Origin of the sequence: Amphritea japonica ATCC BAA-1530, from assembly GCF_016592435.1 — a bacterium.
Lineage (GTDB): Bacteria > Pseudomonadota > Gammaproteobacteria > Pseudomonadales > Balneatricaceae > Amphritea > Amphritea japonica.
Genome location: NZ_AP014545.1, coordinates 1843709 through 1867265 on the forward strand (window position 1 = coordinate 1843709; position 23557 = coordinate 1867265).

Annotated in this window: 25 protein-coding genes; 17 read left to right on the forward strand and 8 right to left on the reverse strand. The window is 46.2% G+C overall.

Features of this window, described 5'->3' with window-relative positions:
* Window positions 1-23: 23 nt before the first annotated feature.
* Complete coding sequence (gap, locus tag AMJAP_RS08585) at window positions 24-1034, reverse strand: type I glyceraldehyde-3-phosphate dehydrogenase (RefSeq protein WP_019621852.1); 1011 nt, start codon at window positions 1032-1034, stop codon at window positions 24-26.
* 185 nt (window positions 1035-1219) lie between these two features.
* Here gap and AMJAP_RS08590 point away from each other — a divergent pair, with 185 nt between their 5' ends.
* From AMJAP_RS08590 to AMJAP_RS08605, 4 genes are all read left to right on the forward strand, one after another.
* Window positions 1220-2080 (forward strand): DNA-binding protein, encoded by an 861-nt coding sequence (locus tag AMJAP_RS08590; protein ID WP_019621853.1) that lies wholly within the window; start codon window positions 1220-1222, stop codon window positions 2078-2080.
* Between the two features lie 20 nt (window positions 2081-2100).
* Window positions 2101-2559, forward strand: a complete 459-nt coding sequence (locus tag AMJAP_RS08595) for a hypothetical protein (RefSeq protein ID WP_019621854.1) — start codon at window positions 2101-2103, stop codon at window positions 2557-2559.
* A 102-nt stretch (window positions 2560-2661) separates the two neighbouring features.
* Window positions 2662-3327 carry a response regulator gene (locus AMJAP_RS08600; RefSeq protein ID WP_019621855.1) on the forward strand — a complete coding sequence of 222 codons (666 nt, stop codon included), beginning with the start codon at window positions 2662-2664 and terminating at the stop codon, window positions 3325-3327.
* 57 nt (window positions 3328-3384) lie between these two features.
* Entirely contained in the window at window positions 3385-3663 is a 279-nt protein-coding gene (locus AMJAP_RS08605) for a hypothetical protein (protein ID WP_019621856.1), read from the forward strand.
* A gap of 530 nt (window positions 3664-4193) precedes the next feature.
* Here the strand turns inward: AMJAP_RS08605 and AMJAP_RS08610 are convergent.
* Window positions 4194-4379: a hypothetical protein gene (locus tag AMJAP_RS08610; protein WP_201356426.1), complete on the reverse strand. Its 186-nt coding sequence runs from the start codon at window positions 4377-4379 to the stop codon at window positions 4194-4196.
* Between the two features lie 118 nt (window positions 4380-4497).
* Here AMJAP_RS08610 and AMJAP_RS08615 point away from each other — a divergent pair, with 118 nt between their 5' ends.
* The 10 genes from AMJAP_RS08615 to AMJAP_RS08660 all read left to right on the forward strand — a co-directional run bounded on the left by AMJAP_RS08615 (window position 4498) and on the right by AMJAP_RS08660 (window position 12827).
* On the forward strand, window positions 4498-5538 hold the full coding sequence (locus AMJAP_RS08615) for a phage/plasmid replication protein, II/X family (RefSeq protein ID WP_201356427.1): 1041 nt from the start codon (window positions 4498-4500) through the stop codon (window positions 5536-5538).
* 16 nt (window positions 5539-5554) lie between these two features.
* On the forward strand, window positions 5555-5902 hold the full coding sequence (locus tag AMJAP_RS08620; protein WP_201356428.1) for a hypothetical protein: 348 nt from the start codon (window positions 5555-5557) through the stop codon (window positions 5900-5902).
* A 4-nt stretch (window positions 5903-5906) separates the two neighbouring features.
* Complete coding sequence (locus tag AMJAP_RS08625) at window positions 5907-6125, forward strand: hypothetical protein (protein WP_201356429.1); 219 nt, start codon at window positions 5907-5909, stop codon at window positions 6123-6125.
* 103 nt (window positions 6126-6228) lie between these two features.
* The gene (locus AMJAP_RS08630; RefSeq protein ID WP_201356430.1) at window positions 6229-6507 is read left to right on the forward strand and encodes a hypothetical protein; all 279 of its coding nucleotides are present in this window, start codon (window positions 6229-6231) and stop codon (window positions 6505-6507) included.
* 15 nt (window positions 6508-6522) lie between these two features.
* Window positions 6523-7752 (forward strand): hypothetical protein, encoded by a 1230-nt coding sequence (locus AMJAP_RS08635; protein ID WP_201356431.1) that lies wholly within the window; start codon window positions 6523-6525, stop codon window positions 7750-7752.
* Between the two features lie 24 nt (window positions 7753-7776).
* Window positions 7777-8091 carry a DUF5455 family protein gene (locus AMJAP_RS08640; RefSeq protein WP_201356432.1) on the forward strand — a complete coding sequence of 105 codons (315 nt, stop codon included), beginning with the start codon at window positions 7777-7779 and terminating at the stop codon, window positions 8089-8091.
* 56 nt (window positions 8092-8147) lie between these two features.
* Window positions 8148-8984, forward strand: a complete 837-nt coding sequence (locus tag AMJAP_RS08645) for a zonular occludens toxin domain-containing protein (RefSeq protein ID WP_201356433.1) — start codon at window positions 8148-8150, stop codon at window positions 8982-8984.
* Between the two features lie 976 nt (window positions 8985-9960).
* The gene (locus tag AMJAP_RS08650; protein WP_019623332.1) at window positions 9961-11187 is read left to right on the forward strand and encodes a tyrosine-type recombinase/integrase; all 1227 of its coding nucleotides are present in this window, start codon (window positions 9961-9963) and stop codon (window positions 11185-11187) included.
* A 284-nt stretch (window positions 11188-11471) separates the two neighbouring features.
* The gene (locus tag AMJAP_RS08655; RefSeq protein ID WP_019623331.1) at window positions 11472-12278 is read left to right on the forward strand and encodes an ion transporter; all 807 of its coding nucleotides are present in this window, start codon (window positions 11472-11474) and stop codon (window positions 12276-12278) included.
* A gap of 60 nt (window positions 12279-12338) precedes the next feature.
* Window positions 12339-12827: a DUF1294 domain-containing protein gene (locus AMJAP_RS08660; RefSeq protein WP_019623330.1), complete on the forward strand. Its 489-nt coding sequence runs from the start codon at window positions 12339-12341 to the stop codon at window positions 12825-12827.
* A 98-nt stretch (window positions 12828-12925) separates the two neighbouring features.
* Here the strand turns inward: AMJAP_RS08660 and AMJAP_RS08665 are convergent, their stop codons facing one another.
* The 5 genes from AMJAP_RS08665 to AMJAP_RS08685 all read right to left on the reverse strand — a co-directional run bounded on the left by AMJAP_RS08665 (window position 12926) and on the right by AMJAP_RS08685 (window position 19891).
* Window positions 12926-14575 (reverse strand): fatty acid--CoA ligase, encoded by a 1650-nt coding sequence (locus AMJAP_RS08665; RefSeq protein WP_019623329.1) that lies wholly within the window; start codon window positions 14573-14575, stop codon window positions 12926-12928.
* Window positions 14576-15113: 538 nt separating this feature from the next.
* Window positions 15114-15866 carry a DUF3465 domain-containing protein gene (locus AMJAP_RS08670; RefSeq protein ID WP_019623328.1) on the reverse strand — a complete coding sequence of 251 codons (753 nt, stop codon included), beginning with the start codon at window positions 15864-15866 and terminating at the stop codon, window positions 15114-15116.
* A gap of 59 nt (window positions 15867-15925) precedes the next feature.
* Window positions 15926-17380, reverse strand: coding sequence for a two-component system sensor histidine kinase NtrB (locus tag AMJAP_RS08675; RefSeq protein WP_019623327.1), 1455 nt, complete (start codon window positions 17378-17380; stop codon window positions 15926-15928).
* A gap of 237 nt (window positions 17381-17617) precedes the next feature.
* The gene (locus AMJAP_RS08680; protein WP_019623326.1) at window positions 17618-18850 is read right to left on the reverse strand and encodes an MFS transporter; all 1233 of its coding nucleotides are present in this window, start codon (window positions 18848-18850) and stop codon (window positions 17618-17620) included.
* A gap of 123 nt (window positions 18851-18973) precedes the next feature.
* Window positions 18974-19891, reverse strand: a complete 918-nt coding sequence (locus AMJAP_RS08685) for a dienelactone hydrolase family protein (protein WP_019623325.1) — start codon at window positions 19889-19891, stop codon at window positions 18974-18976.
* Between the two features lie 225 nt (window positions 19892-20116).
* On the opposite strand from AMJAP_RS08685, the gene AMJAP_RS08690 reads away from it, so the two are divergent.
* The 3 genes from AMJAP_RS08690 to umuC all read left to right on the forward strand — a co-directional run bounded on the left by AMJAP_RS08690 (window position 20117) and on the right by umuC (window position 22759).
* Entirely contained in the window at window positions 20117-20332 is a 216-nt protein-coding gene (locus AMJAP_RS08690) for a dodecin (protein WP_019623324.1), read from the forward strand.
* A gap of 721 nt (window positions 20333-21053) precedes the next feature.
* The gene (umuD, locus tag AMJAP_RS08695) at window positions 21054-21491 is read left to right on the forward strand and encodes a translesion error-prone DNA polymerase V autoproteolytic subunit (protein WP_051088443.1); all 438 of its coding nucleotides are present in this window, start codon (window positions 21054-21056) and stop codon (window positions 21489-21491) included.
* A gap of 5 nt (window positions 21492-21496) precedes the next feature.
* Window positions 21497-22759, forward strand: a complete 1263-nt coding sequence (gene umuC / locus AMJAP_RS08700; protein WP_019623322.1) for a translesion error-prone DNA polymerase V subunit UmuC — start codon at window positions 21497-21499, stop codon at window positions 22757-22759.
* A 64-nt stretch (window positions 22760-22823) separates the two neighbouring features.
* Here the strand turns inward: umuC and AMJAP_RS08705 are convergent, their stop codons facing one another.
* A complete protein-coding gene (locus AMJAP_RS08705) occupies window positions 22824-23489 on the reverse strand; it encodes a glutathione S-transferase (RefSeq protein ID WP_019623321.1) in 666 nt (221 codons plus the stop codon).
* Window positions 23490-23557: the final 68 nt, after the last annotated feature.

The following is a 23557-nucleotide window of genomic DNA, read 5'->3' on the forward strand; positions in this document are numbered from 1 at the left end:
GTCTTAACTCTCTGTACGTAGCTTTACCTCTCCTCTTTAAAGAGCGCCAGTGTGGTATCCAGCATACGATTGGAAAACCCCCACTCATTGTCGTACCAGGCAAATACCTTAACTACTCCGCTCATAACCCGTGTTTGTGTGCTGTCAAAGATTGATGAGGCAGGGTGATGGTTAAAATCGACTGAAACAAGCGGTAGCTCATTATATTCAAGAATATTCTTCAGGCTGCCCTTTGATGCCTCCAGCATCAGTTGATTGATCTCTTCGACAGAGGTTGTTCTGCTGGGTGTAAAGCAGAGATCGACCAGGGATACATTGGCCGTCGGTACTCTTACTGCCATACCGGTCAGTTTGCCTTTTAGTTCTGGCATCACAAGACCGACTGCTTCGGCGGCTCCTGTTCGGGTCGGAATCATTGATAGCGCCGCTGCCCGGGCTCTATAGATGTCATTGGTGTAAGCGTCGGAGAGGTGCTGATCATTAGTGTAAGCGTGAATAGTGGTCATGATCCCTTCGGTAATACCAATGTTGTCATTGAGTACTTTTGCAACGGGAGCCAGGCAGTTGGTGGTACAGGAGGCGTTAGAGATTATCTGATGGTCTGGCTTGAGCTCAGCGTGGTTAACCCCGTATACAATGGTGGCATCTGCATTCTTTGCGGGCGCCGAAACGAGGACTCGCTTAGCGCCTTGCTCGAGATGAACTGCTGCGGCCTCACGGCTAGTGAAGTGGCCAGTGCATTCGTACACGATGTCGATATTCATTTCGCCCCAGGGTAGCGCGTGCGGGTCTGCCTCGCTTAATATTCTGATCTTATCTCCAGCAACTTCCATGACATCCTGGTTAGCGCTAACGGGAAAGTTAAAGTGTCCGTGTACGCTATCGAACTCTGTAAGGTGGGCGTTGACGCGACTATCCCCCAAATCGTTAATAGCGACTATTTCAATGGCCTGATTTTTACCTGATTCGTATAGGGCGCGCAGTATATTACGACCTATACGACCATAACCGTTGATAGCGACTCTGATAGGCATGGCGTTCTCCTTGTGATACGGGACTCTGTATTCAGCATAAAGTGATATTGAATGAAAACAAAGCGTTATCCTATGCATGTTAAGCGCTGCAGCCTCTCAGGCGGGGATACGTCTGTATTTCATATTTTGTACTAAATATGTATTATGTATTATTAATATCATTCTGAAGCGGTGTTATCCATATTATGACAACGTATGAAAAGGTTTTAGAAGTTGCTGATAGCTTATTAGCACAGGGTAAGAAGCCGACCCAGCAGATGGTTAGAAATGAGTTAGGAACAGGTAGCCTGACAACCATCAATAAAGCGCTGAATGACTGGTGGCAGGGTTTGGGGCAGCGCTTGCTTGAAAAGGGAAAGCGGCCGGATATACCTGAGCCGGTGTTTGATAGTGCGAATGCGTTGTGGCAGCAGGCGTTAGCCTATGCAGAGCATCAGTTAAGTGATCAGCGTGTACAGCTGGAGCAGCGATACCTGGTGATGAAAGAGGAGCTTGATGGGCAAAATTCGGTAGAGCGTGAAGATGTGCGGAGATTGCAGGATTTGTCCGATCGGCTCCTGACTGAGAACCAGCGCTTCCTGGAGAATATTTCTGAGCTACAGAAAAAACAGCTGGCTCAGGAAGAGAGAGAGATGCGTCTGGAAGCGGAAAATCGTGATTATCGTCGCAAGGTAAAAGAGTATGAGATAGCGCTTAAACAACTAGAACAGGGTAGTGGCGCTAATCAGCAACAAGAATTACTGGAATATCAGCATAAAAATCAGTACCTTGAAGGGGAGTCCTCAAGGCTGGAAAAGCATGCTCAGGGCTTGCTTGATGAAAATCGGCAATTGAAAGAGAGGTTTTTCGAGGTAGAGCGGCAGGCGATGAAAGAGAAGCATCAGCTGGAGCAGGTAATAAGTCAGCAAGATCTTCGATATCGTGAGCTGGAGCAGCGCCTCAGTAAGGACGCTGCAGCCCCTCTAATTGAAGCGCGACTGGGTGAAAAAGATCGTGAAATTGAACGACTTCATAATCTTTTGCAAAACTTTAACTTTAAGACCTAACTAATTGAATAATTGAGACTATGGATACTTATCTTGATAACGGTTCTGCATATGAAGATATTCTTTCAGGGATTCAGGAATGCGATCCCAGGGGTGCTGTTTGCTGCACCGATGAGACTGTTTTTTCGTTAGCGAAGGTGGTTCTTGTTAAAGAAAAAATCCCCGGGATTACTTTGCAGCTGGTCGATGAGCAGGGTTATGCCATTCGCCAGGTAAGCAGTAAAAAGCCATCTCAGGACCGGCCCAGTGATAGCCATCTTAGCACCCGTCAGACAGCGGTCATTCGTGCGCTTGAAAAAGTCATGTCGCATTGCCGAAAAGAGGGGATTCAGCTTATAGGTTATAGTGATGAGCTGGTTGCTATGCCGGTTGTTGTACGGCCAGATGATGTTTCGCCAGCGGTCGCCTTAGATGTTGAAACCCATGGGGTTTATCGGGGGGCGGACAGTTTAATAAATACTGACAGTGATCAAGCGTAGTTGATTACTCCTCTTACGCGGCTAAAGTAGTCGCTGTAATCCCATCCATCGACCGGTATAATTGCTCAACCTCAACGTTTTTCAAATGGAACTGAATTGTTTATGAGTACGATCAAGGTATTGCTGGTTGATGACCATCCGGTTGTCAGGGCAGGCTTTCAGCGCCTGCTTGATAATGATAGCCGGATAGATATCGTTGCTGAAGCCAGTAGCGCTCAGGAAGCCATAGATAAATATTTTTCAGTTCATCCAGATGTTGTCATCATGGATCTTTCCATGCCGACTGATACCGCTGAGAATGATGCTGCACAAGCATACGGAGGGCTGGAAGCTATTCGTATTATTCGTGCTAAAGACTCAGAAGCCAAAGTGCTTGTGCTCACCGTGATGGAGAGCGAGCCTTTTCCTGCACATGTAGTGCAAGCGGGTGCGTCGGGTTATCTAACTAAACGTTGCGCGCCTGACGAGCTTCTTAAGGCTGTTTATGAGGTTTCAGAAGGGCGTACGTACTACGCTGAGAGCATTCGTGAAATGCTGGCTCCCGGCGCCTCTGATAGCAGCTCTCCTTTTAATAAGCTCACCAAACGTGAATTTCAGATTTTTTCCTGCCTGGCTGAAGGCCAGACCGTTGCCTCCATTGCTGAAATGATGTTCTTAAGCCCTAAAACAGTTCATGCTCATCGCGCCAATATCATGCGCAAACTGAGTATTAATAATAATTCTGAACTTGTACATATCGCTATTCGTCATAATATTGTACAAGCCTGAATAATTTAAGTTCGGGCGGTTAATTGCGCACAGCGCATACAATATGAGGCAGAGCCAATGTACGATCAGGATCAGTCCGAACTTATTATTGAAGCTGACTTTATCTGGCGTGAAATTAATGTCGGTGATCAAATCTATCTGGATGCTGACTTCTATGTTGGCAATCGTCGGTCTTTGTGCAAAGGGGCGCCATACCAGGTATTGGCTAAGATCGATAAAACCTGCGGCGCTCAGGAACTGATTGTTCAGTCCTATGAAACCAAAGAACTGATTGCTGTATCGCCATACCTGGTGTGCAGTTACGAGTGTCCTGAACAGCCCATCCTTATCTCCTGAATATTCCATAATATCGAGTCGTTACTTACTTCGTTTCCTCAGCCTGGTCTGTCTTATTCAATGCTTTTGTGTCGGGCAGGTGATCATTCCTCCTTACAGAAAAGATCCCGTGCGGAGAGTTATCTCTGGCTATGGTTACCGCCAAAACCTTCAAACAATTGACGTAGCGCACGCTATTAAATCTCTAATCGAGTAAAAACGTAGTAAGTCATCGCTTTCATTATGAAGCCTGAGTTCTGTAATTATTTATAATTATATAACTACGCATAATGATCCGTTGATTATGTTATGCATCCGCAGACAAAAAAAACCCCGTAGAATCATTCTCTTACGGGGTTTTTCTTTATACATAATCTGGGATTATGCGTCAGTTCAATTCATGTGAATGCCCGACGCGTGAGAATGGAAGAACGCTTTTATCTTCTGTTCGCAACTCGTCCAACAACCGAAGGGCGTTAGGCAAGCGCAGCGCGCAGCGAAGCGTAGAAGTGCAGGTTCTGTAATACTGCACTTTTGTCTCACTTTTGATACTACCTGCCTTTATTTTTTGCCGCGTAAACCTTGTATTCTTCCTCTGATATTTCCTCTAATCCCTTAAGAATCAATATCTTAAGAACTTCTGTGTCTTTGAATGCAACCTGAGAGCTGACTACCGCCCTTACGGTTTCCTTTTCGACTTTTCTCCATGTGTTGTCATCAATATGTTTTGTTGGCATTTCGTTCTGCTCTTCATGGTATTTGATTCAATTATAAGGCTTATATTCTTTATTACTTGACAATTAGATTCTAAGAAACTTAGAATTGCTTTAAATATAAATTCTTAGAAACTTAGATATGATTGATTGGGTCACAGGAAAGTTACCTTGCCTTCATGCTCCACTGAAGTCGGGCTCTGTTATGAAGGTTTCACCAGAAGGTGAAGTTGAATGGTCTACTTTGTTGCGTGTGGCTATCACTGGTTCTTTCGAGTCTTCAATTAATGTTAAGTCTTTAGGTAGTGATGGTCAGGGTCATGCTGAGTTTTTACACGTTGATGGTAACCCTACTAAGTTCGTCCAGGGTCATAACGTTTTTGGCACTGATGACATATCAGAAATAACTTACATGGCCGCGCACCGCATCGTTTCTTTTCTGATTGAGAGTGGGGCGGCTTCAGTATTTCTCTCTAATTCGATGGATTACCCGGCTATTTCAAATGGTGATTTTGAGATAGATCGAATTGATATTAATTATATGTTTGAGCTTCCTTCTCGGTCTGATGTGAACGCTTGGCTTAGAGCTGCTGAGTACAACAGCCATACACGCCATGGCAGGGCGGTTAATAGTAAAGGGACGGTTTACTGGGGTAAGAATTCTCGTCGATGGTCGTTGAAAGCTTATTGCAAAGCAGCTGAGATCGAAGGCGGTAAAAAGCATCGTTTACCTGAAGGCGATCGTTTTACGAAACTAAAAGATTGGGTACAGAATAAGCTGAGATTAGAGCTAACCCTTAGACAATTGGAATTGAGAAAGCTTGGGATTGTAAAGGCGAAAGATCTCCGTCCTGAGCGTGTAAAAGAGATATACAACGAGTATATCGGGAGATTAGAGATGGGCGAGAAAGTAATTCTAAATGACGAAGAGTCGCTGGCTATTCCTCGGTCTGCTCGTTGTACTTATTTGATGTGGAAGCAGGGCATGGTGCCTTTTGACATGCTTCCTAAACCTACTTTTTATCGACACCGCAAACAGCTTTTAGAGCATGGCGTTGATATATCGAACCCGCCTCCAGTAGCTGCTTCAAGCAACGTTGTACCGATGCTTAAGGTTCTGGAAGCAAAACCCGTTGAGATTCCTCAGTGGGCCTACGATCAGCGACTGATTGCAGTTGCGTAATTACATGGTGAATGACATGGCGAAATTTGAAGGGTTTTATCTGGCTGGCACGTTACAGGGTTTTAAGAGCACTCCGTGGTCTTCTGATCCGACTAAATTTAATCATCGTGTTGGTATTGCTCGTACTTATGAGGACGACTGGGGCAATGCTCAAACTGATGTAACAGAGGTTGATGTCAGTCTTGATGACGTTCAGGTCATTCAAAAGCAATGTGACATTCTCAAAGGTCAGGATGTCATTGTCCGTGTAGTGCCGAGTGCCCGAAAGGGCGGTAAGACTGGAGCGTGGTTATCTGTATTCATCCCTAAAGGTGAAAAGATTTTGCCACAGTCAAAGCCTGAAACAGCACGTCAGGCAGGTTGATTTTATGCGTAACTTGGCTTTTTTTCTCGGTGGGTTTCTCTTCATAACTTTGGTGGCTTTGGCTCCAGAGGCTTTTGCGGTTACATCGGCTCAAAACCAAGTTATTGCCGATAAACAGACTGCTGATATCTCGGCGGTTCTTTGGGATATTTACCTCTTGATGGTTGCCGGTGTTTGTATCTTGGCTTTTGGATTGGGGTTTATAGGAGGTCAGCAAAGATGAATCCAATATATGTTTTTGGTGTCGCTACATTGTGTTGGTTTGCTGGTTATAAGTTAGGCATCTTTTTACTTCAATTTAAACGTATGGGGCAGGGGCTCTGATTATGAAAACTAAAAATATGTTTGGTATTTTGCGCTCAAAAGGCTTGAGCATGAAGAATGCAGCAATGGGATCTGTTGCTGGCTTAGCTGTTATGTCTGGTTCAGCGAATGCGGCCGTTCCAACTGAAATTACAGATGCTATTATTGCATTTGTTGCTGATGCGTTGCTGTTATTGGCGGCTGTCGGTGGTGGTGCGGTGTCTATTATGGCCGTTGCTATGTTGTGGAATCTTGGCCTTGCGCTGGTTCCTAAGTTCCTTAAACGTGGTGCGCGCGCGTAAAGGGGGCTTTTAGCTATGAAAAAGGCGATCTTAGTCATGGCGGCTTTGGTCGCCTTTTCTGTTTCTGGTCTATCGAACGCGGCTTCTGAATATGATGCTTATAAAGATTGGGTTCAGGGGGATCCTGATTACTGGGCAAAAGGTGGTAAGACAAAGCGGGTAGCGGTTCAAATGAAAAAGGGAACAGGTGATCTTGTTGATCTTAGAACGCTTGGTCGCGGCGGCGTGCCAGGCGCATTGTTTGCAGCGGGTACTTATGGTGCTTCATTGATTTGGAAAGACGAATTAAAGGAGTTAGAAGAAAAGTCTTTATTCGAATTGTTCATGGGTGATAATGCTCCAGCTGATGTGTTAATTGATGACGGTACTTATGTTGAGGGGCGCTATTGGTATCATTCTAATAGTGGTAAAACAGGCCCGACATTGAGTTCGATCTGTGGCGTAACTGAGAGGGTAGCTAATGGTCGTTGTGAGACTTTAAGTTGGGGAAATTGGATCAATCCCGGATATTCTCATCAATATTTTTGTAGTGGTCAGCCAGCACCTTCAGGTTGTTCGCAAACTACTCAGGAGTTATTTGGTGTCGATCCGTCTGCAATTAATTTAAAAGATGGACGGATTGTTCCTTTAGATACGTCTTTAACTTTTCCATATAACAATGGTCTTTCAGTTTTTACAAATGATGAAGGTGAAACGGTAATAATTACTGCTGAACCTAATTCGCTTGGTGGTATAGATATTACTAATGAACGTACAACTGAAAATGCTGAAGGCGAAGAGGTTATCCAGCAATCAAAATTAGTCCTTGATGCTGATGGGATGATTGTAAATGTTTCTACTGGGCCGGTAACGCCTACGGTTAATATTGCTAATCCTGTTAATGTGAATCTTGAATTTCCAGATGATTATGCGCGCGAAAATACGCTTCAAGAAATACGAGATACTTTAAACACTGTTCCTGAAATTCCTGCGCCAAATCATGCGCCGGTTATTGATGAGATTAAAAAGGTTGAGGATTCGATAAAAGATACTGAGCCGCTATTGCCTTCGTTGCCTTCTTTGCCGGTTGCTTTTGGTGGTTCAGAATCTTGTAGCGGTATAAGAATTATTGTTCCGTTCGGTTCAATTTATACCTTTGATGAAACGTTCGATAAGCATTGCGATATTGCGCGTGACATTATTAATCCGTTTTGTACCTGGCTCTTTGGTGTGCTGACAGCTTTTTTACTGCTGGACGGTTTATAGAGAAGAAACAACGAGGTCGTTCTAATGCCGATTTTGGTTGCTTTATTCACAACGGGCTTTACTTCTGTCTTTGCTTTCATTGCTGCAAAAGTAGGGGCTAAGTTTGCCTTATTGGTCGTTCTTGTTGGTGTTTACGTTTCATCAGCCGCGGCATTTCTTGCGGTGATTAATATTCTGATTGGTTCATTGGTCACGGCTCTTCCGAGTTTTGTTGCCGATATCTTTTCGATGCTACCCACCAACACCGATGAGTGCATCGCTATTTGCGTATCAGCGGAAGCGGCGGCATATGTCTATCGACAGGTTGTTATTGTCGCTTCTATTAAATCGCGTTTATAAATCATTTATCGACTCACTGGACCTCCGGGCCAGTGCGTTGATAAAGGAGTAACTTTATGCCTAATTATGTTGTCACTGGTCCTCTGGGATCGGGCAAGGGTATCGCTTGCATGAACCGCATTCAGCAAGCGCTTTTTGAGGGAAGACGGATAGCCACCAATTTAGATATCTGGCCAGAAAACCTTGGCTTATCTGATTTCAATAAAGACGCTTCTATTGTTCGTGTGCCTGATAAACCTCGTGCTATGGATTTGGAAATGCTGGGATTGGGCCATGATGAAGACGGGCCTAATGATAAGCGTAATGGGATTTTAGTATTGGATGAGATCCTGACATGGTTGAATTCTCGAGATTGGCGGGATAAAGATCGTCAGAAGCTTTTAGACTGGTTTTTGCATGCCAGGAAGAAGCGTTGGGACGTGTATTTTATGGTTCAAGACGCTGACTTTATGGATTCGCAATTTCAGAATACGCTTTTTGATCATTTCGTTCAGTGTTCGCGGTTGGATCGTATACGGGTCTTAAAGGTTAAGCCGCCAACGTTGTTTGTTGCTCATGCGTACTATGGAAAATCAGTTCGTGGTATGTATGTCGGTAAGTGGGTTTCTCGAAAACAGTTGTTTAATGCTTATGATACTGAGCAGGTTTTCAAAGATGATGTCATGTATGTAAAGGATAAGGAGGAACCCATTGATATGAGAGCGCCGTTTACTTATCTGACACCCTGGCACTTGAAAGGTCGGTATCTTGAAAAGGCAAAGAAGGGGCTTTCGTTGCAGAACCTTGTCGCGTTAATTCCTTGGACGATTGCATACCAGATCTGCAAATATGTTCCACCGGTTAGGCCTTATTTTGGATATCGTGAGCCAGTACTGACTGTTGCTTCGGCTTAGGAATTACGGCCATTTCTTATCTAAAGTGAATTGCGCATAATCTATATTATGTTAAATGTAGTAATTGTAATGATGATACTCGGTGCCCCTCTGAAATATGAGATGTCGTTTAGGATGGTATTTAGCGTAATCGCAGTTATGCGAATAGTTGTGCTATTTCTAGCTTAATTAAAGAGCGTGCGGAGAGCGTCGAAGATTTTAGTTTTGTGGGTAATCCGTCGCTGCGTGCAATCTCCTTACGTGGACATATCAGACTACCTTTCTCTCTGATTCTTTGTCTAAGCCTGACTATCAGAATTGGTTTTTTAGCTCCGCGCGTTCAAGCAGTAATGAACGACTTAGCGCCGACAAGAGACCGTTTACCCTGATCCAGTTTTATAGCTACACCAACAGATAATGCTCTATTTGATTATAGTTTCGCGCTTCAACTTTATTGTGTAATAAACGTTTGGTACGGAGAGCGTCCTTAATTTGAAAACCTGTGCCCGAGAGACATTCAGAACAATCTGGCTGGCATCTGCTGAAGATGACTTTTAGCTAATTACATTTCTCCAAAACACGAGCTGCTTTTTTTTCCATATCCAGATTTATAAGCCGCAGTAAATTTGACCGGTATTGTTTTACAGAGGCATTTCTACATAGGATGACTATCAGCATGGATTTATATAAGTGAGTAGTTATAAAGGAGCGGCTATAAACAAGTCCTGCAACAGAACGTGCGCCTGGGCGGTGATACTGTTCAGGCTGTAATTAGTTTTAGGCTAACAATTCCTGATAGCTTAACTTGAGAGCTGGTTGGAAGCGTATTTAGTTAAGTCCGACGCTTAAGTAAACCTGGTTACAGTTTATCCGTAACACGCCATTACATCGAGGGTTATTCAATTACCAGTAGTAGACACTACTGGTAATTAAGGCGGGTAGCACCTACAATCATGGCTTATATCTCTGCTAACCAACTTTCGAAGGCATCATTATTGTGTCGACCAACAACTTTCCTGGCCTGCCACTGTTTGACTCCGCTAAACACTTTAATCAGATCCCCAGGAATGAACTGTTCCCTGATCAGGCGCCTGCAGTCGAGTCCTTTGTGCTGAATCTGGGTGTCGAGGGTGCTGTCGATGATTATCGCTACACCAAAGATTTCCTCACTAGTTACAGCAAAAAGAGCCAGGATACCTATGACAAATTCAGAGGCGATGCTGAGCGGCTTTTATTATGGTCCTGGTTGATCAAGCGCAAGTCTGTTGTCCTGCTGCGTCGCCGTGACCTCGAAGAGTACACAGACTTCGTCGCTAAGCCTGAACCTCATTGGCAGGGAGAAACCACCCAGCGCAGGTTCCTTAGTGCAAGCGGCACCCGTGAGCCCAACAGGGATTGGCGCCCTTTCCGGGCTGCTGGCGGTGGTAAAGGCCGGCTTAATACTAAGTCCTGGCAGGGATTGTTCTCAAATCTCAGTGTCTATTTTAATTACCTGATGGCTGAGGATTACGCACCGGGTAATCATATTCCGATTGTTAAGAAGAACTGCCCCTATCTTAGACAAGAAACCGGTATTAATACCGCAAGACGGTTATCAGAACTGCAGTGGGAATACCTGCTAAGTTCGGCTAAATCTCTGGCAAATGCCGACCCACAATATGAAAGAACGCTGTTTGTGATTGCCACGCTTAAATCTCTGAAGCTGCGTATCTCAGAACTTTCAGAGCGCCCTAACTGGCTACCTGTTATGTCTCATTTCCACCGGGATCATGAAGGTAACTGGTGGTTTAGGACCTACGGCAAAGGCTCTAAAGAACGTGATGTGTCGATTTCGAATGAATATATCGTGTTTCTTAAACGTTACCGTCAGCACAGAGGTCTGACTCCCCTTCCCTCCAAAGACTCACTGGAGCCGGTTGTTGAGTCCCGGGTGAATAACCGGGGACTGGGTAGTCGTCAGCTACGTAATATCGTCGAGTATGCTTTAGATGAAGGCTGCCATTCCCTCATCAAGGATGGTTTTGATGTAGAAGCCTCTGAGTTACGTGCCGCTACTACGCACTGGCTTAGACATACCGGTGCGTCCATGGAAGTCGCTGCAGGCCGAAACCTTGCCCATGTACAGGCAGATCTGGGTCACGGCAGTATCAGAACCACCGATGAGCTTTATGTAGATTCGGATAATATGGAACGGGCATCCAGTGCTAAGGGGCAAGAGGTTTAGCCTATTTTTACAGGTTTATGATCCATGGCTGAGCATATCGTTTTGATTTATTTATCAGCTTAAGCTTTTATGATCATTAGTGTGGTCACATTATTAAGCGCTCAATAAAGTGCCTTCTCGTAATTGTTTCTCTCTATTATTTAGTGTGCGTTGTTAATGTGCCTCAAAATTGTTTCAAATCATCGCTATCTCTGTTTAAAATGGCGCTCTAAACCCCCTTACGTTAGCCTCTCATTTGTTATCGCTTATTCATTGCGGATGAGCTGATATGGATTTGTGTGACCATGATTAATTTTGCCCAGTTACAGTCTAAATTCACCACCCTGCGCAGTAATAAAGCCTTTGAGCTGTTTGTGGTGTTTGTCATTATCAGCTCAGCTCTGCTGGTTGGCGCCAAAACCTATGAGCTATCTCCTCTGTCTCTTACGCTTGTGACCTGGATGGATCGCTTTATTACGGCTTTTTTTCTGATTGAGATCAGCATCCGTTTTCTGGGTGAAGAGCATAAAAAGGATTTCTTTAAAAATCCCTGGAACATTTTTGATACCCTGATCGTGACTATTAGTCTGGTGCCGATTGATAATACTGATATGGCACTGGTTGCTCGTCTGGTCAGGGTTTTCAGGGTGTTGCGGATGATCTCTGTGATACCTGAGTTGCGCTTATTGCTTAACTCTCTTATTAAAGCGATGCCTCAATTAGGTTATGTTATCCTGTTGATGTTCATCATCTTTTATATCTATGCTGCGATCGGTAGCACTCTGTTCGAAGATATTAATCCTGAGCTTTGGGGCGACATCACTATCTCACTACTCACCCTGTTCCGGGTGATGACGTTTGAGGACTGGACTGATGTGATGTACGAAACCATGGGTGTTTATCCTATGAGCTGGGTCTTCTATCTGACCTTTATTTTCTTCACTGCTTTCGCCTTTTTGAATATGGTGATCGGTATTGTGGTTAACGTGTTAGACGAAGAGCACGAAAAGATCAGAAAGCAGGAAGCGATAGATGCCCATGAGCCGACCATTGCCGACCTTCAATTACAGCTGGAGCAGATTAAAGTGATGTTGGAGCGCCAGGCGAAATAGCCCGTTACAGGGTTTATGTTTATATTTGTACTCGAGGGAATTTAATAACAAGGAAGGTTAATGGACAACGAACTCTCTAGCTTACTCGGCTCAACGGGCGCCGAGCTGATTAGCGTCCTTTTTACCTGGGGAGCATTATGGTTGCTACTTCGCCTGCTGTCTTCTGCTGTTATGGCAACCTGGTTGGCAAATGCCTTTCTTCTCACTGCAATCGCTGCAACACTGATAGCCAGCCTGGGCTTTAAGCTGAATCTGTATGCCGAGCTGAATGGCTGGGGCTTATTAACCGTCTTGATGGTTGGGCTTAATCTGGTTGTCGTGCCTTTGTTTTACTGGCTCGATAAGCGTAAATCATGCCGTCAGAGTGCGACCCGGATTCCTGAAGCGGTGTTGCATAGCTTAGCGTTTTCCGGCGGCGCTGCCAGTGCCCTGGTCTCACAACAGTTTTTTAATCATAAAACGGTCAAGCCAGGCTTTCGTCTGAAAACATGGGCGGCGTTAATCCTCAATATGATACTGTTTTATGCACTGAGTACTGTGTTTATCTGACTAAAAGTCAGTGAATCATGGGAATTATCATGTTGATACAGGCGCCAGCAAGGCGCCTGTTGGTAGTCGACTCGCAGATTAGCCGTTATTGTTTTCGTTCAGCTTCCCTCGCCGTATTGTAAGCGAATCTCTTTCTTATTCAGCTTCCCTACGCTGGTTTTGGGTATCTCTGCGACAAAACTGATCTCTGAAGGTATCGCCCATTTATTGATTCGACCGCTTTCAACAAACTGCTGCAGGTGCGCCTGAATTGCATCGGTATCAACCTTTGCACCGGCGACGGGAACAACCAGTGCAAAGGCACGTTCGTCCCACTTCTCATCGGGAACGCCAATGACCGCCACTTCTGAAACCTGAGGATGCTGACTGATCAGGCTTTCAAGTTCGATGGAAGAGATCCATTCGCCTCCGGTTTTAATGACATCTTTTATCCGGTCTTTAATCTGCAATACTCCATGCTCATCGATAGAGGCCACATCACCGGTGTGTAGCCAGCCGTTTTGCCACAGTTCCTGACTCTTTTCGGGCTCTTTGTAATAGCCCTGTGTCAGCCAGGGGCAGCGAACCACAACTTCACCGACAGTTTCACCATCATGGGGGAGATCATTGCCTGCCGGGTCTGCTATTTTGAGATCTACCAGGGCGGTGGGGACCCCTGTTTTTATCCGGGCGGGCATCTGGTCGTCGATCTCTAGCTCCCGTTCGGATGGGCGTAAGCTGGTCATTGTTAGTATTGGGCAGGTTTCTGACATACCGTAGGCGGTATGGAAGAGGATCCCTTTGTCGGCCATTTTTTGCGCAAGCGCCATGGTAGGTGCACTGCCGCCGGTGAGCATTTTCCACCCAGTCATATCGGTATGTTTAGCTTCCTCACAGTCGAGGATCATCTGCAGTACCGTTGGTACACCGTGTGAGAAAGTCACCTTCTCTTCGCGATACAGCTTAACTAACTTATTGGGTTCATAGCGCCCCGGATAAACCTGCTTTACACCGATCATAGTGGCCGTATAGGGGACGCCCCAGGCATGCACATGAAACATCGGTGTCATCGGCATATAGACATCGTCTGAGCGCAGTAGCGGCTGGCCATTATACAAGCCCAGTGTGGCAGCCTCGGCCAGCGTGTGCAGCACTAACTGACGGTGGGTAAAGTACACTCCTTTGGGATTTCCGGTTGTGCCCGTGGTATAGAACATCGTTGCCACTGAATTTTCATCAAAATCCGGGAAGTCATACTGATCGCTGGCACTTTCTAGCAAGGCTTCATATTCACCCCGGGTGTTCAATGATGTTGTGACCGGTTGTTGTTCATCGCTCAGCTGAATATAGCCGCGCACGCTGGGAAGCTGCTCGGCCAACTGTTCAGCAATGACCATAAAATCATCATGCACCAGCACCAGATTATCTTCTGCGTGGTTCATGGTATAGCGTATCTGATCTGCACTCAGGCGAACATTTACATGATGCAAAATAGCGCCGATCATCGGCACTGCAAAGTAAGCCTCAAGATACCGATGGCTGTCCCAATCCATTACCGCGACTGTATCCCCTGCCTGTACGCCGGCATCACTTAAGACATTGGCGAGCTTACAGATACGTTTATACAGGGTTTGATAGTCGTATCGAAACAGATCGCTGTAGACGATCTCCTGGGTAGGGTTATATCGCTTACCTGAGAGCAGTAAGCTTTTGATGAGTAATGGAGATGCATGGGCATTTGCGGTCGGTTCTATTATTTTTGTTTTCATTGTTGCTCCCTTTATTTAATCATGTGCGACATGACAGGTATGCGTCATATTAAGGCCTGATATCGATTTGATCTAAACGCTCCGCCCTAAGTTTTTAAGAGGGGCTTTTCAGAGGCTGTTTTAACTGTTTTTATAGATATTCTATGGAGATAGAGTATAGACACGAATAGGCGAAGCGCTACAACTCGTTGAAAACAAAAATGAAACATCATTGCTGACTAGTATATCCGACAGTGCGTTCTTCTTGTCCCAGATCAAGAAATTTAACTGATTAATTAATTTGGATTAAAAAATAGGAATTTGTCTTAGATACTTTCTTCGGAACGGGCCTTACTATGCCGCACAAGTTCAGGACACCCAGGGATCAGGTTGTGGAACTCAGCAGGGTAGCCAGAAGGATTGCAGGAAGCATCGGCTACATGGAAAAGGATCGCTGATCGGGGGAGGGTTTTATGGATATAACGCTCCCTCACCCTTTTTACTCTTGTGTAACTCTCTTATACAGCTCTCTTTTATAACTCTCTTCTTTAGCCAGACACTACTGATACTTGCGCCCTTCGTGTATTAACCAGCCATGGATATGACGATTTCCCGGATCGTGATGTGTCCAGTGCACCACTCCTCCTTTGTTATTCCACTCGTATTCACCATTGAAGCGAATATGATCACCCTCTTTCAACGAATTGATACGCGGTGCCAGATCGATGTTATGGGCGATCAATATTGTCTGGCCTGATGGCATGCGTACCAGGAAACGTTGATGACGGCTGCCTTTGAGGTCGTCAGGGAGTATGCGTGAGACGGTGCCGGCGGCGCTGACTTGCAGATCACTTTGGCGCTGCTGGTATGCCCGTTGCAGAATGCTGTCACCGGCAAATTCTGCTGAGCTCAATGGTGCTACTGCCGGTCTGGAGGCACGGGTAAGGCTGTTGTAACCCTCGACCCCAACTGCCCCGAGCCCTATCAGTAATACGACGATAGCCGTCAGACGGATTTTTCTTTTGTGTTTATTCGAGGACAAGCCCGATGGACGGCTTTGAGTGTGTTTGTGAGATTTTGTCGGTGATGTATTACGAGGTACGCCCGCGATGCTAACATCAGCCGCACGCAACCTGCCATCGTGGTCCTTCATCGGCTGGTAGTAAATTGTATCGCCGATGCGGGGTTTACGGGAGATGCTACCGAAATCCCGGATATGGACAAACAGGTCTTTACCGCCATCTACAGGCTTGATAAAGCCATACCCTTTGTCATCTTTCCAGGCTACCAACGCCCCGGTATGCGGTTCCATCGGTTGTTACCTCCCTGTCATTTACCTTAATCCACTCTGGGCACAGGCTAAGTAGCGGCCTAGTGATTAATTGGCAGCTGCATATGGAAAGTTGACCCCAGTTCTGGGTCTGAGGTTACCGCCATATGGCCCTGGTGCTGTTCGGTGATGATGTAGTATGAGAAAGACAGGTGCTGCCCTGTATCGAAATCTTCAGCCTGTGTACTGTTGCTGAAAAATGGCTCGAACAAGCGCATCTGCTCATCGCTGGTTAGCCCTACCCCGTTATGGTGTATTTTCACCCAGAGATTGTCATAACTCTCTGACAGAATGATTTTGATGGTCGGCTCAAAGCCTGTACTGCCCAGCTTCCCCTGCATCGCAATACAGGCGTGACGGAACAGACTGAGGAATACCTGCTGTAGTTCGGTGATGTAACAAGGCACCTGGGGCAAGCCATCTTCAATCAGCCACTCAAGTTTTACCTCTTTAAACATCAGTCCCTCGGAGATAGAGATAACCTCTTTACCCAGATTGACCGTATGTTCCATGACATCAACAATATTAGCCATTTGCTTTTCGGCCTGGCGGTTGCGGGCAAAGGTCAGCAGGTTATGAATAATCTTAGAAACCTGATCGCCTTTGTCGGACATATCCTTGTAGATAGCATCCATCTGGGATGATTTATCACTACCGTCCTGCTCCAGTGCTGGCGTCGCCGCCATTATGTTTTTAAAGCGTTTCAGGTCCATCAGAATCGATTGCAACGGGATATTAATATCATGCGCCATAGTCGAAGCCAGCTCGCCCATAAATGACATTTTATCATTATGAATTAGCAGGTTTTCAGCCGTGGTTTGTTTCGATACGTCATCCACCAGAATAACAACGCCGGCTTCAGGGCCTTGCAATGGGTAGATGGTAATGTCGAAATGAGACAGGCTGCGAAGGCTCTGTTTCAGGTGAATCGTTTTGTTCTGTTCAATAGCCTGCTGGATATGTTCTGGCACCACAGTCATGGTTGGGTAAGCTTCCCATAAGGTTTTGCCAAGCGCTTTTTCAGACGAAACCCCTGACAGCTCTTCAACCCGTCTGTTCCATTGGGTTACCTGGCCCTCTTTATTCAGGCCGACCAGCATCAGCGGCATCGATGTGAGTATGTCTTTTATATAGGACTCAGACGCCCGTAACTGTTCTGACGTGATTACGTGCTGCGAAACTTCAGACTCCAGTAACTGATTACTCTCTGTAAGTTTCTTGTTGGACTCATCAATGGTAGCGGTACGTTCTTTGACCCGCTGCTCAAGCTCTTGCTTAATCGTCGTTAATTCACGATTAGCTTTATGGGCGCGGCGGCTGTAGATCAGCAGGTATATCGCCGTGATCGATAGAATAATGATAAGTGTTGCGCTACTGAAGTTAGCCAGATGCTGCCACTTAGTTTTGCCATCTTCATCTTTAAACCAGTCGACGCCAGCGGCTGCCCATGGGCTCTGTAAGCAGAGTGCGAGTAACAAGAATGCATGTTTAGTCATATGTATTTTAACGAGTCCTGGTGAATAACAGAGAGGTCGTTCTGCCATAATAATTACTGAGCGATAAGAATCATAGTGCTTTAAGGGCCTGAATATAGCCTTAGCCGGATTTCGATAGCCCCTAGTCTATAGGATTGAGGGCCGATGTTGTTATTAACCCCCTCCTTTATTTGAAGGAGCTGCTTTTCCCCTTTCTCTATAGAGAGATAGCTGGGCATTAAAGTCTGCATAACTGACTCAGGTTGCTGATAATCTGTTGCAGTGCTTTTGACGTAAACGTTTTACCGGGCGCTCATCGATAAAGATATGAATGATGGCCGTTATTAAAGCGATCCCTGCCGCTGCCCACCAAACACTATTATAGCTACCGGTTTGATCGAACATATAACCGCCTATCCATACACCCGTGAATGAGCCTAGCTGGTGATTCAGAAAAACGATACCGTACAGGGTTCCCATGTGTTTAAGGCCAAACATCTGTGCGACCAGCCCCGAGGTTGCCGGCACCGTTGCCAGCCAGAGAAAGCCGGTAGCAATTGAGAACAGGTATACGGAGGTTGTTGTGATGGGCAGTAACATAAACAGCGCTATGACCACGGCGCGAAGCGCATAGATAATACCCAGTAGGTTTTTCTTTGAGTAACGACCCGACCAGGCGCCAAACAGTAAGCAGCCAAAAATATTAAATAACCCGATCAGCGACAGGCTGGTGACTGCGACTGAGGCATCAAAGCCGTTATCCGTCAAAAATGACGGCATGTGCACCGTTATAAACGCAAGCTGAAAGCCGCAAACAAAAAATCCAGCAATCAGTAACCAATAGTGTAAATGGCCTCCCGCTTCTTGCAGAGCTTCTTTAAGCGACTGTGAAGAGGTATCCATATCAGCTTCGTTTGCCGCTGAGTCATTGCGAAAAGGCGTGGCTAGTACCAGCATACAGAGCGCCCCGCCTGCCATCAGTAACAAAGCGGTCTGCCAGCCATAGCTGGCAATAAATGCCTGTGCGACCGGGATGATTATTAGCTGTCCTGCGGACCCCGCCGCAGTACCCAGTCCCAGTGCGAAAGCTCGCTTTTCCGGTGCCACCATTCGCGCCAGGGCTGGCAGAATAACGCCAAAACCTGTTCCGGCAATGCCCATGCCGATCAGAATGCCGGCACCACTGTGAAGCGCCCAGGCACTGTCAGCAGTAGCGGTCAGGTAGATGCCCAGTGCATATATCAGCGTGCCGATAATTAAGGTTCTGAAAGTGCCAAACCGATCCGCAAACGCCCCTGTAAACGGTTGAAAAAGACCCCAGCAGAGATTTTGTAAAGCTAAAGAGAAGGCGAATACTTCACGTCCATAGCCGAATTCACCGGAGATGGGCGCCATAAAGAACCCCATTGATGAGCGCAGTCCAAAATTGACAGCCAGTATCAAACAAGCGGCAACAACGAACAGACTGAATAGTTTTACGTGGCTCGGCATATAGATTTATTCAAAGAGAGGTGGTTTAAGTGCGGCTATGGGCCCCAGTATACGCCCGACAGAGCACTGCTTTCTATCAGTTTCTCTTTTGATCTCAACACCCTGGTAGTCAACCTTTGGTTATCATCCCCCGCTCTGGTTTAGGTGTTGATTAAAGAATGCCAGGGTACGCTGCCAGGCTAGTTCTGCGCTGCCTTCATGGTAACGAGCGGTAGAGTCATTATGAAAACCATGGTTCACATCCGGGTACACATGTGCGGTGTATTCTGTTTTTGCTGTTTTCAGGGCGGCTTCATAACTGGGCCAGTAATTATTAACCCGCTTATCCAGTCCTGCAAAATGTAGCTGTAAAGGGGCTTTAATATTGGCAATATCAAGTTTTGGTGGCGTACCGTAATAAGGCGCTGCAGCGTCGATAGTGTCGGGTAGCATGGCGGATAATTGATTGGTCAGATAGCCGCCAAAGCAGAAGCCCACCATACCCAGTTTATCCGTTGTCAGTGCATGTGTGGTCAGCATTTTTGCTGCCGCCGCAAAATCGGCTTCTATTTTGTTTCGCTCCAGGGTTTTCTGCATCGCCCTGCCTTCATCATCATTGCCCGGATAGCCCCCTAGCGGGTACAGAGCATCCGGTGCAAAAGCCACAAACCCCGCTTTGGCTAAGCGTCGAGCCACATCTTCTATATAAGGATTTAACCCCCGGTTCTCATGGGCGACCAGTACTGCTGGTGCAGGTGTTTCCGCTCCCACTCCGGTGGGCACAACGAAATACCCGCGTCCAGTTTTATGTCCTTCAGGTGAAGCAAAAGCCAGATAGCTTGCTTTGATATCAGGATCATTGAAAGAGACCTGTTCTGCCAGCGCATAGTCGGGCAGTAATACCCCGGAAATAGAGCTGAGGGTAAGTCCGGCGATGCCCAGTGTGCCGAGCCGTTTCAGGAAGGTTCGCCTATCAATATCCCCGTGGGCGTACTCGTCATACCAGTCAAATGCTTCTTGCGGAATGTTAATGGTAGAGGCTGGACTGTTGTTCTTATGCATGACGGGCTCCTTTTGAGAGGCGGGTTATCCGGGAGGTTTTAAAAATATAGTCTATGTCGCAGATAACCGCGTCGCTGTTATTGATCAATTAGCTTCGCTAGTGAGTGGCTTTTTGCAGTACAGGAGCTCAGCTGAATCATTATTTCAAACATAACGCCGTATCGATGCTGTTTTTCTACTACGCTTATATTTATTGCTCGTCATAAATATAAGGGAATAAAGGTTATGTCTGATCATCATACTTATAAGAAAATTGAGATCGTTGGTTCTTCTGCAACGGGAACCGATGATGCGATTCGTAACGCACTGGCAGAGTGCAATAAGTCGCTAAAAAATATTGACTGGTTTGAGGTAGTTGAAACACGAGGGCATGTTGAAAATGGTAAAATCGGGCACTTCCAAGTGACTATCAAGGTAGGGTTCAGGCTCGAAAATAGCTAAAAATACCAGAATTAAATAGAGAATCTAATTCTTTATAAAACAAATGGATAATAAGGTTACCTATAATATAGTTTAACTTATGATAGCTTTTGTTTATGGGGTGTTTTTTGGGGTTTTGGACGCTAATTTAATTCTGGCATCCTCGTCTCTGGAGCGCAGTATAGTCTGCACCTCTATCATCCCGGTTGCTATCAACAGCCACTGAATATCTATAAGAAACGGTACACCTCTTTTACGCTGCTATGTCGAATAAAAAGTTATATCCAGGCTCCTATAGAAAGGGCAATAGCCCGTTGTTATAGCGATATTGGTATGTTGTTTTCAGTAAGCAGCTTAGCCTGAAAAGGACCTAAAGTTAAACAACAATAGTGTTGGCCCCAGCCTTAATATAAGTAACAGCTTCCGCTAATAACGCTCTTCCAAAGGTAGCGAAATAGCCCTGTGAGTGGTGATCCCTTTTTAGGGACGACTACCCTGCCATAGAGAGAATATCGTCTGGTGGACTGTTAATACTCTTGTTATTGGATACCGTCTGTGGGGCTATTCTCTCCCTGATTCACACCGGCAATAGTGCAGGGTATTTATATAAAACAAAATATGTATTATGTATTTATAATACAGCATGTCGGATTATTTCCAGATAGCTTTGATAAAACAGCTTTACTCAGCGACTGGCTGTTACTAATATACTGTTTATATATACAGTATGGTTTATCTAATTATGCAGATTTCATGGCTAGGGCGTTACTTGCGTCCTTCTGCTCCTGTTGCCCTACCCTTGTTTATGAATGGTGTCGCAGCAGGCTTTCCCTCCCCCGCACAAGATTACATCGAACGAACTCTGGATTTGAATGATCTCTGTGTTCAGCATCCAGCGGCAACCTATTTTGTCCGGGCCGATGGCGACTCGATGGAAGGGGTCGGTATTTTCTCTGGCGATGTGCTGGTGGTGGACCGTTCATTAAAGGCGCTACACGGGGATATAGTAATAGCCTGCCTTGATGGGGAGTTTACCGTGAAAGAGTTGAGCACTCGCCCTGCTCTGCAATTATTGGCGCACAACCCGGCCTATGCGCCGATTCGGTTAGACGCAGAAAGCACTCTCGAACTGTTTGGTGTGGTTACAACGGTAGTCCACTCTGTTCGCCAGCGGGGTTAGTGTCAGTGTATGCGCTGGTTGACTGTAATAACTTCTACGCCAGTTGTGAGCGATTATTCCGGCCAGATCTGCAAGGCAGACCTATTGTGGTGCTGTCGAATAACGATGGCTGCGTAGTCGCTCGTAGTGCAGAGGCTAAACAACTGGGTATAAAGATGGCGGTTCCGCTGTTTCAGGTACAGGAGCAGATTGACCGGGAAAATGTTGCGGTATTCTCCTCAAACTATGCTCTCTACGGTGATATATCCGCCCGGGTTATGAGTGTTCTGGAACAGCAGGCCCCGGCACTTGAAGTCTACTCGATCGACGAAGCTTTTCTTGATCTTAGCGGGCTCGAAGCTAATTACTCGCTGGTTGATTATGGGCAGCAGCTGAAGCTGCTGGTGTATCAATATACCGGCATTCATGTCTGTGTGGGTATCGCGCCGACAAAAACACTGGCGAAGCTCGCTAATCATGCCGCGAAGCAGTATCCGGCGACCCTGGGTGTGGTAGACCTGAGTGACCCACAACGGCAACGACGTTTACTTAGCTTGCTACCCGTACAGGAAGTCTGGGGCGTGGGTCGGCGTTTGTCGCGACGACTTAAGCAGCAAGGTGTCAGTACCGCTTTAGCGCTGGCTGACTGCGATCCCGGGTGGATTCGCAATCATTACTCCGTCACGCTGGAACGCACTGTCCGGGAACTGAACGGCCAGTCCTGTATGGATCTTGAGACCTGCCCACCTCCCCGTCAACAGATACTTTGTAGTCGTTCTTTTGCTCGTCGCATTACAGAGTACAAAGATATGCGCGCTGCGATTGCTCAATATTCGGCAAGGGCAGCGGAAAAGCTGCGGGAGCAAGGTAGCTTAGCCAGAGTGGTCACTGTTTTTATCCGTACCAACCCACATAGTCAGCATGAGCGATTCTATAGTAATAGTGCCAGTCGGATTCTGAGTGTCCCCAGTGCTGATTCACGACGACTCTGTGGTACTGCTATGAAATTATTGAAATCGATCTGGCAGTCCGATTGCCGTTATATGAAGGCGGGCATAATGCTATCCGACTTGTATCTCCCCGGGCACTTTCAGCCCTCACTATTTGATGCACCAGAAACACCTGTCGCAATGCGTTTAATGCAGGTAGTCGATAGCATCAATCAGGGTAGTCATGGTCAGATTCGTTTTGCCGGAGAGATGCTGAGCACCGGGTGGCAGATGCAACGCAATCGACTGTCTCCTGCCTACACTACCCGCTGGAATCAGCTGCCCCGGGTGAAATCCTGAAGCAATAAAAGCATGAATATTATTGCTTCATTAACAATAAATTAAGTTGTTTTATTAATCTGATTTATAGGCTTTTGTCTGGAAATAATAGCGGCGTATCACCCTCTTTCCAGGGTGTGAATTTATGCATTACAACGGTAAAGAGAGGAGATTCCAGGTGATGCTTAAGCCAGCGTTGCAGGGCTGGATATGACGCGGCATAAAACCAGTCTCGGTCAACATGGGCGAATTGTCGGATAAAAGGAAAGATCGCCATATCCGCCAGACTACAGTGCTCTCCCACGAGAAAGCTATGCGCCTGCAGCAACCGTTCGAGTTTAACCAGCGTGACTTCACATTGCTCCCGATAGTAATGCTGCGGATGATTCGGATGACGCTCAAAGTATTTGTAACGGTCCAGGTGCTGCTTGAATACAAAGTCATTCTCTTGAATCAAACCTTCAATCTGCCATAACAGATCGGGGCTATCACTACAGAGCCAGTTATGAGGGTCGTTCTGTCGCACAGCCCAGCGCATAATATCCCGACTTTCATCGATCACCCTGCCCTCAGCTAAGTGTAAAACCGGCACCGTGCCTTTGGGAGAGATCTCCAGCATCGCTGAGGGTTTCTCTTTCAGTACAACTTCGCGCAGCTCAACTGCCAGCTCGCTACCTGCAATGGCTAACCGGGCACGAATCGCATAGGGGCAGCGACGAAAAGAATAGAGTATGGGGTGCTTTGTGTTCATAAGATTGTGTGTACAGCAGATGACAAAAACCGCAGTCTAGCGGATTGGCAGAAGAAGTCACTTTAAAC

What these genes read in the sequence shown, in the direction of transcription:
- AMJAP_RS08630 (WP_201356430.1), top strand. Translation starts at nt 6,229, where the DNA reads ATGAAAACTAAAAATATGTTTGGTATTTTGCGCTCAAAAGGCTTGAGC.
- AMJAP_RS08655 (WP_019623331.1), top strand. Translation starts at nt 11,472, where the DNA reads ATGATTAATTTTGCCCAGTTACAGTCTAAATTCACCACCCTGCGCAGT.
- AMJAP_RS08680 (WP_019623326.1), bottom strand. Translation starts at nt 18,850, where the DNA reads ATGCCGAGCCACGTAAAACTATTCAGTCTGTTCGTTGTTGCCGCTTGT.
- AMJAP_RS08705 (WP_019623321.1), bottom strand. Translation starts at nt 23,489, where the DNA reads ATGAACACAAAGCACCCCATACTCTATTCTTTTCGTCGCTGCCCCTAT.
- AMJAP_RS08685 (WP_019623325.1), bottom strand. Translation starts at nt 19,891, where the DNA reads ATGCATAAGAACAACAGTCCAGCCTCTACCATTAACATTCCGCAAGAA.
- AMJAP_RS08605 (WP_019621856.1), top strand. Translation starts at nt 3,385, where the DNA reads ATGTACGATCAGGATCAGTCCGAACTTATTATTGAAGCTGACTTTATC.
- umuD (WP_051088443.1), top strand. Translation starts at nt 21,054, where the DNA reads ATGCAGATTTCATGGCTAGGGCGTTACTTGCGTCCTTCTGCTCCTGTT.
- AMJAP_RS08670 (WP_019623328.1), bottom strand. Translation starts at nt 15,866, where the DNA reads ATGGAACCGCATACCGGGGCGTTGGTAGCCTGGAAAGATGACAAAGGG.
- AMJAP_RS08640 (WP_201356432.1), top strand. Translation starts at nt 7,777, where the DNA reads ATGCCGATTTTGGTTGCTTTATTCACAACGGGCTTTACTTCTGTCTTT.
- AMJAP_RS08625 (WP_201356429.1), top strand. Translation starts at nt 5,907, where the DNA reads ATGCGTAACTTGGCTTTTTTTCTCGGTGGGTTTCTCTTCATAACTTTG.
- AMJAP_RS08590 (WP_019621853.1), top strand. Translation starts at nt 1,220, where the DNA reads ATGACAACGTATGAAAAGGTTTTAGAAGTTGCTGATAGCTTATTAGCA.
- AMJAP_RS08620 (WP_201356428.1), top strand. Translation starts at nt 5,555, where the DNA reads ATGGCGAAATTTGAAGGGTTTTATCTGGCTGGCACGTTACAGGGTTTT.
- AMJAP_RS08635 (WP_201356431.1), top strand. Translation starts at nt 6,523, where the DNA reads ATGAAAAAGGCGATCTTAGTCATGGCGGCTTTGGTCGCCTTTTCTGTT.
- AMJAP_RS08665 (WP_019623329.1), bottom strand. Translation starts at nt 14,575, where the DNA reads ATGAAAACAAAAATAATAGAACCGACCGCAAATGCCCATGCATCTCCA.
- AMJAP_RS08690 (WP_019623324.1), top strand. Translation starts at nt 20,117, where the DNA reads ATGTCTGATCATCATACTTATAAGAAAATTGAGATCGTTGGTTCTTCT.
- AMJAP_RS08675 (WP_019623327.1), bottom strand. Translation starts at nt 17,380, where the DNA reads ATGACTAAACATGCATTCTTGTTACTCGCACTCTGCTTACAGAGCCCA.
- AMJAP_RS08615 (WP_201356427.1), top strand. Translation starts at nt 4,498, where the DNA reads ATGATTGATTGGGTCACAGGAAAGTTACCTTGCCTTCATGCTCCACTG.
- AMJAP_RS08645 (WP_201356433.1), top strand. Translation starts at nt 8,148, where the DNA reads ATGCCTAATTATGTTGTCACTGGTCCTCTGGGATCGGGCAAGGGTATC.
- AMJAP_RS08610 (WP_201356426.1), bottom strand. Translation starts at nt 4,379, where the DNA reads ATGCCAACAAAACATATTGATGACAACACATGGAGAAAAGTCGAAAAG.
- gap (WP_019621852.1), bottom strand. Translation starts at nt 1,034, where the DNA reads ATGCCTATCAGAGTCGCTATCAACGGTTATGGTCGTATAGGTCGTAAT.
- AMJAP_RS08600 (WP_019621855.1), top strand. Translation starts at nt 2,662, where the DNA reads ATGAGTACGATCAAGGTATTGCTGGTTGATGACCATCCGGTTGTCAGG.
- AMJAP_RS08595 (WP_019621854.1), top strand. Translation starts at nt 2,101, where the DNA reads ATGGATACTTATCTTGATAACGGTTCTGCATATGAAGATATTCTTTCA.
- AMJAP_RS08660 (WP_019623330.1), top strand. Translation starts at nt 12,339, where the DNA reads ATGGACAACGAACTCTCTAGCTTACTCGGCTCAACGGGCGCCGAGCTG.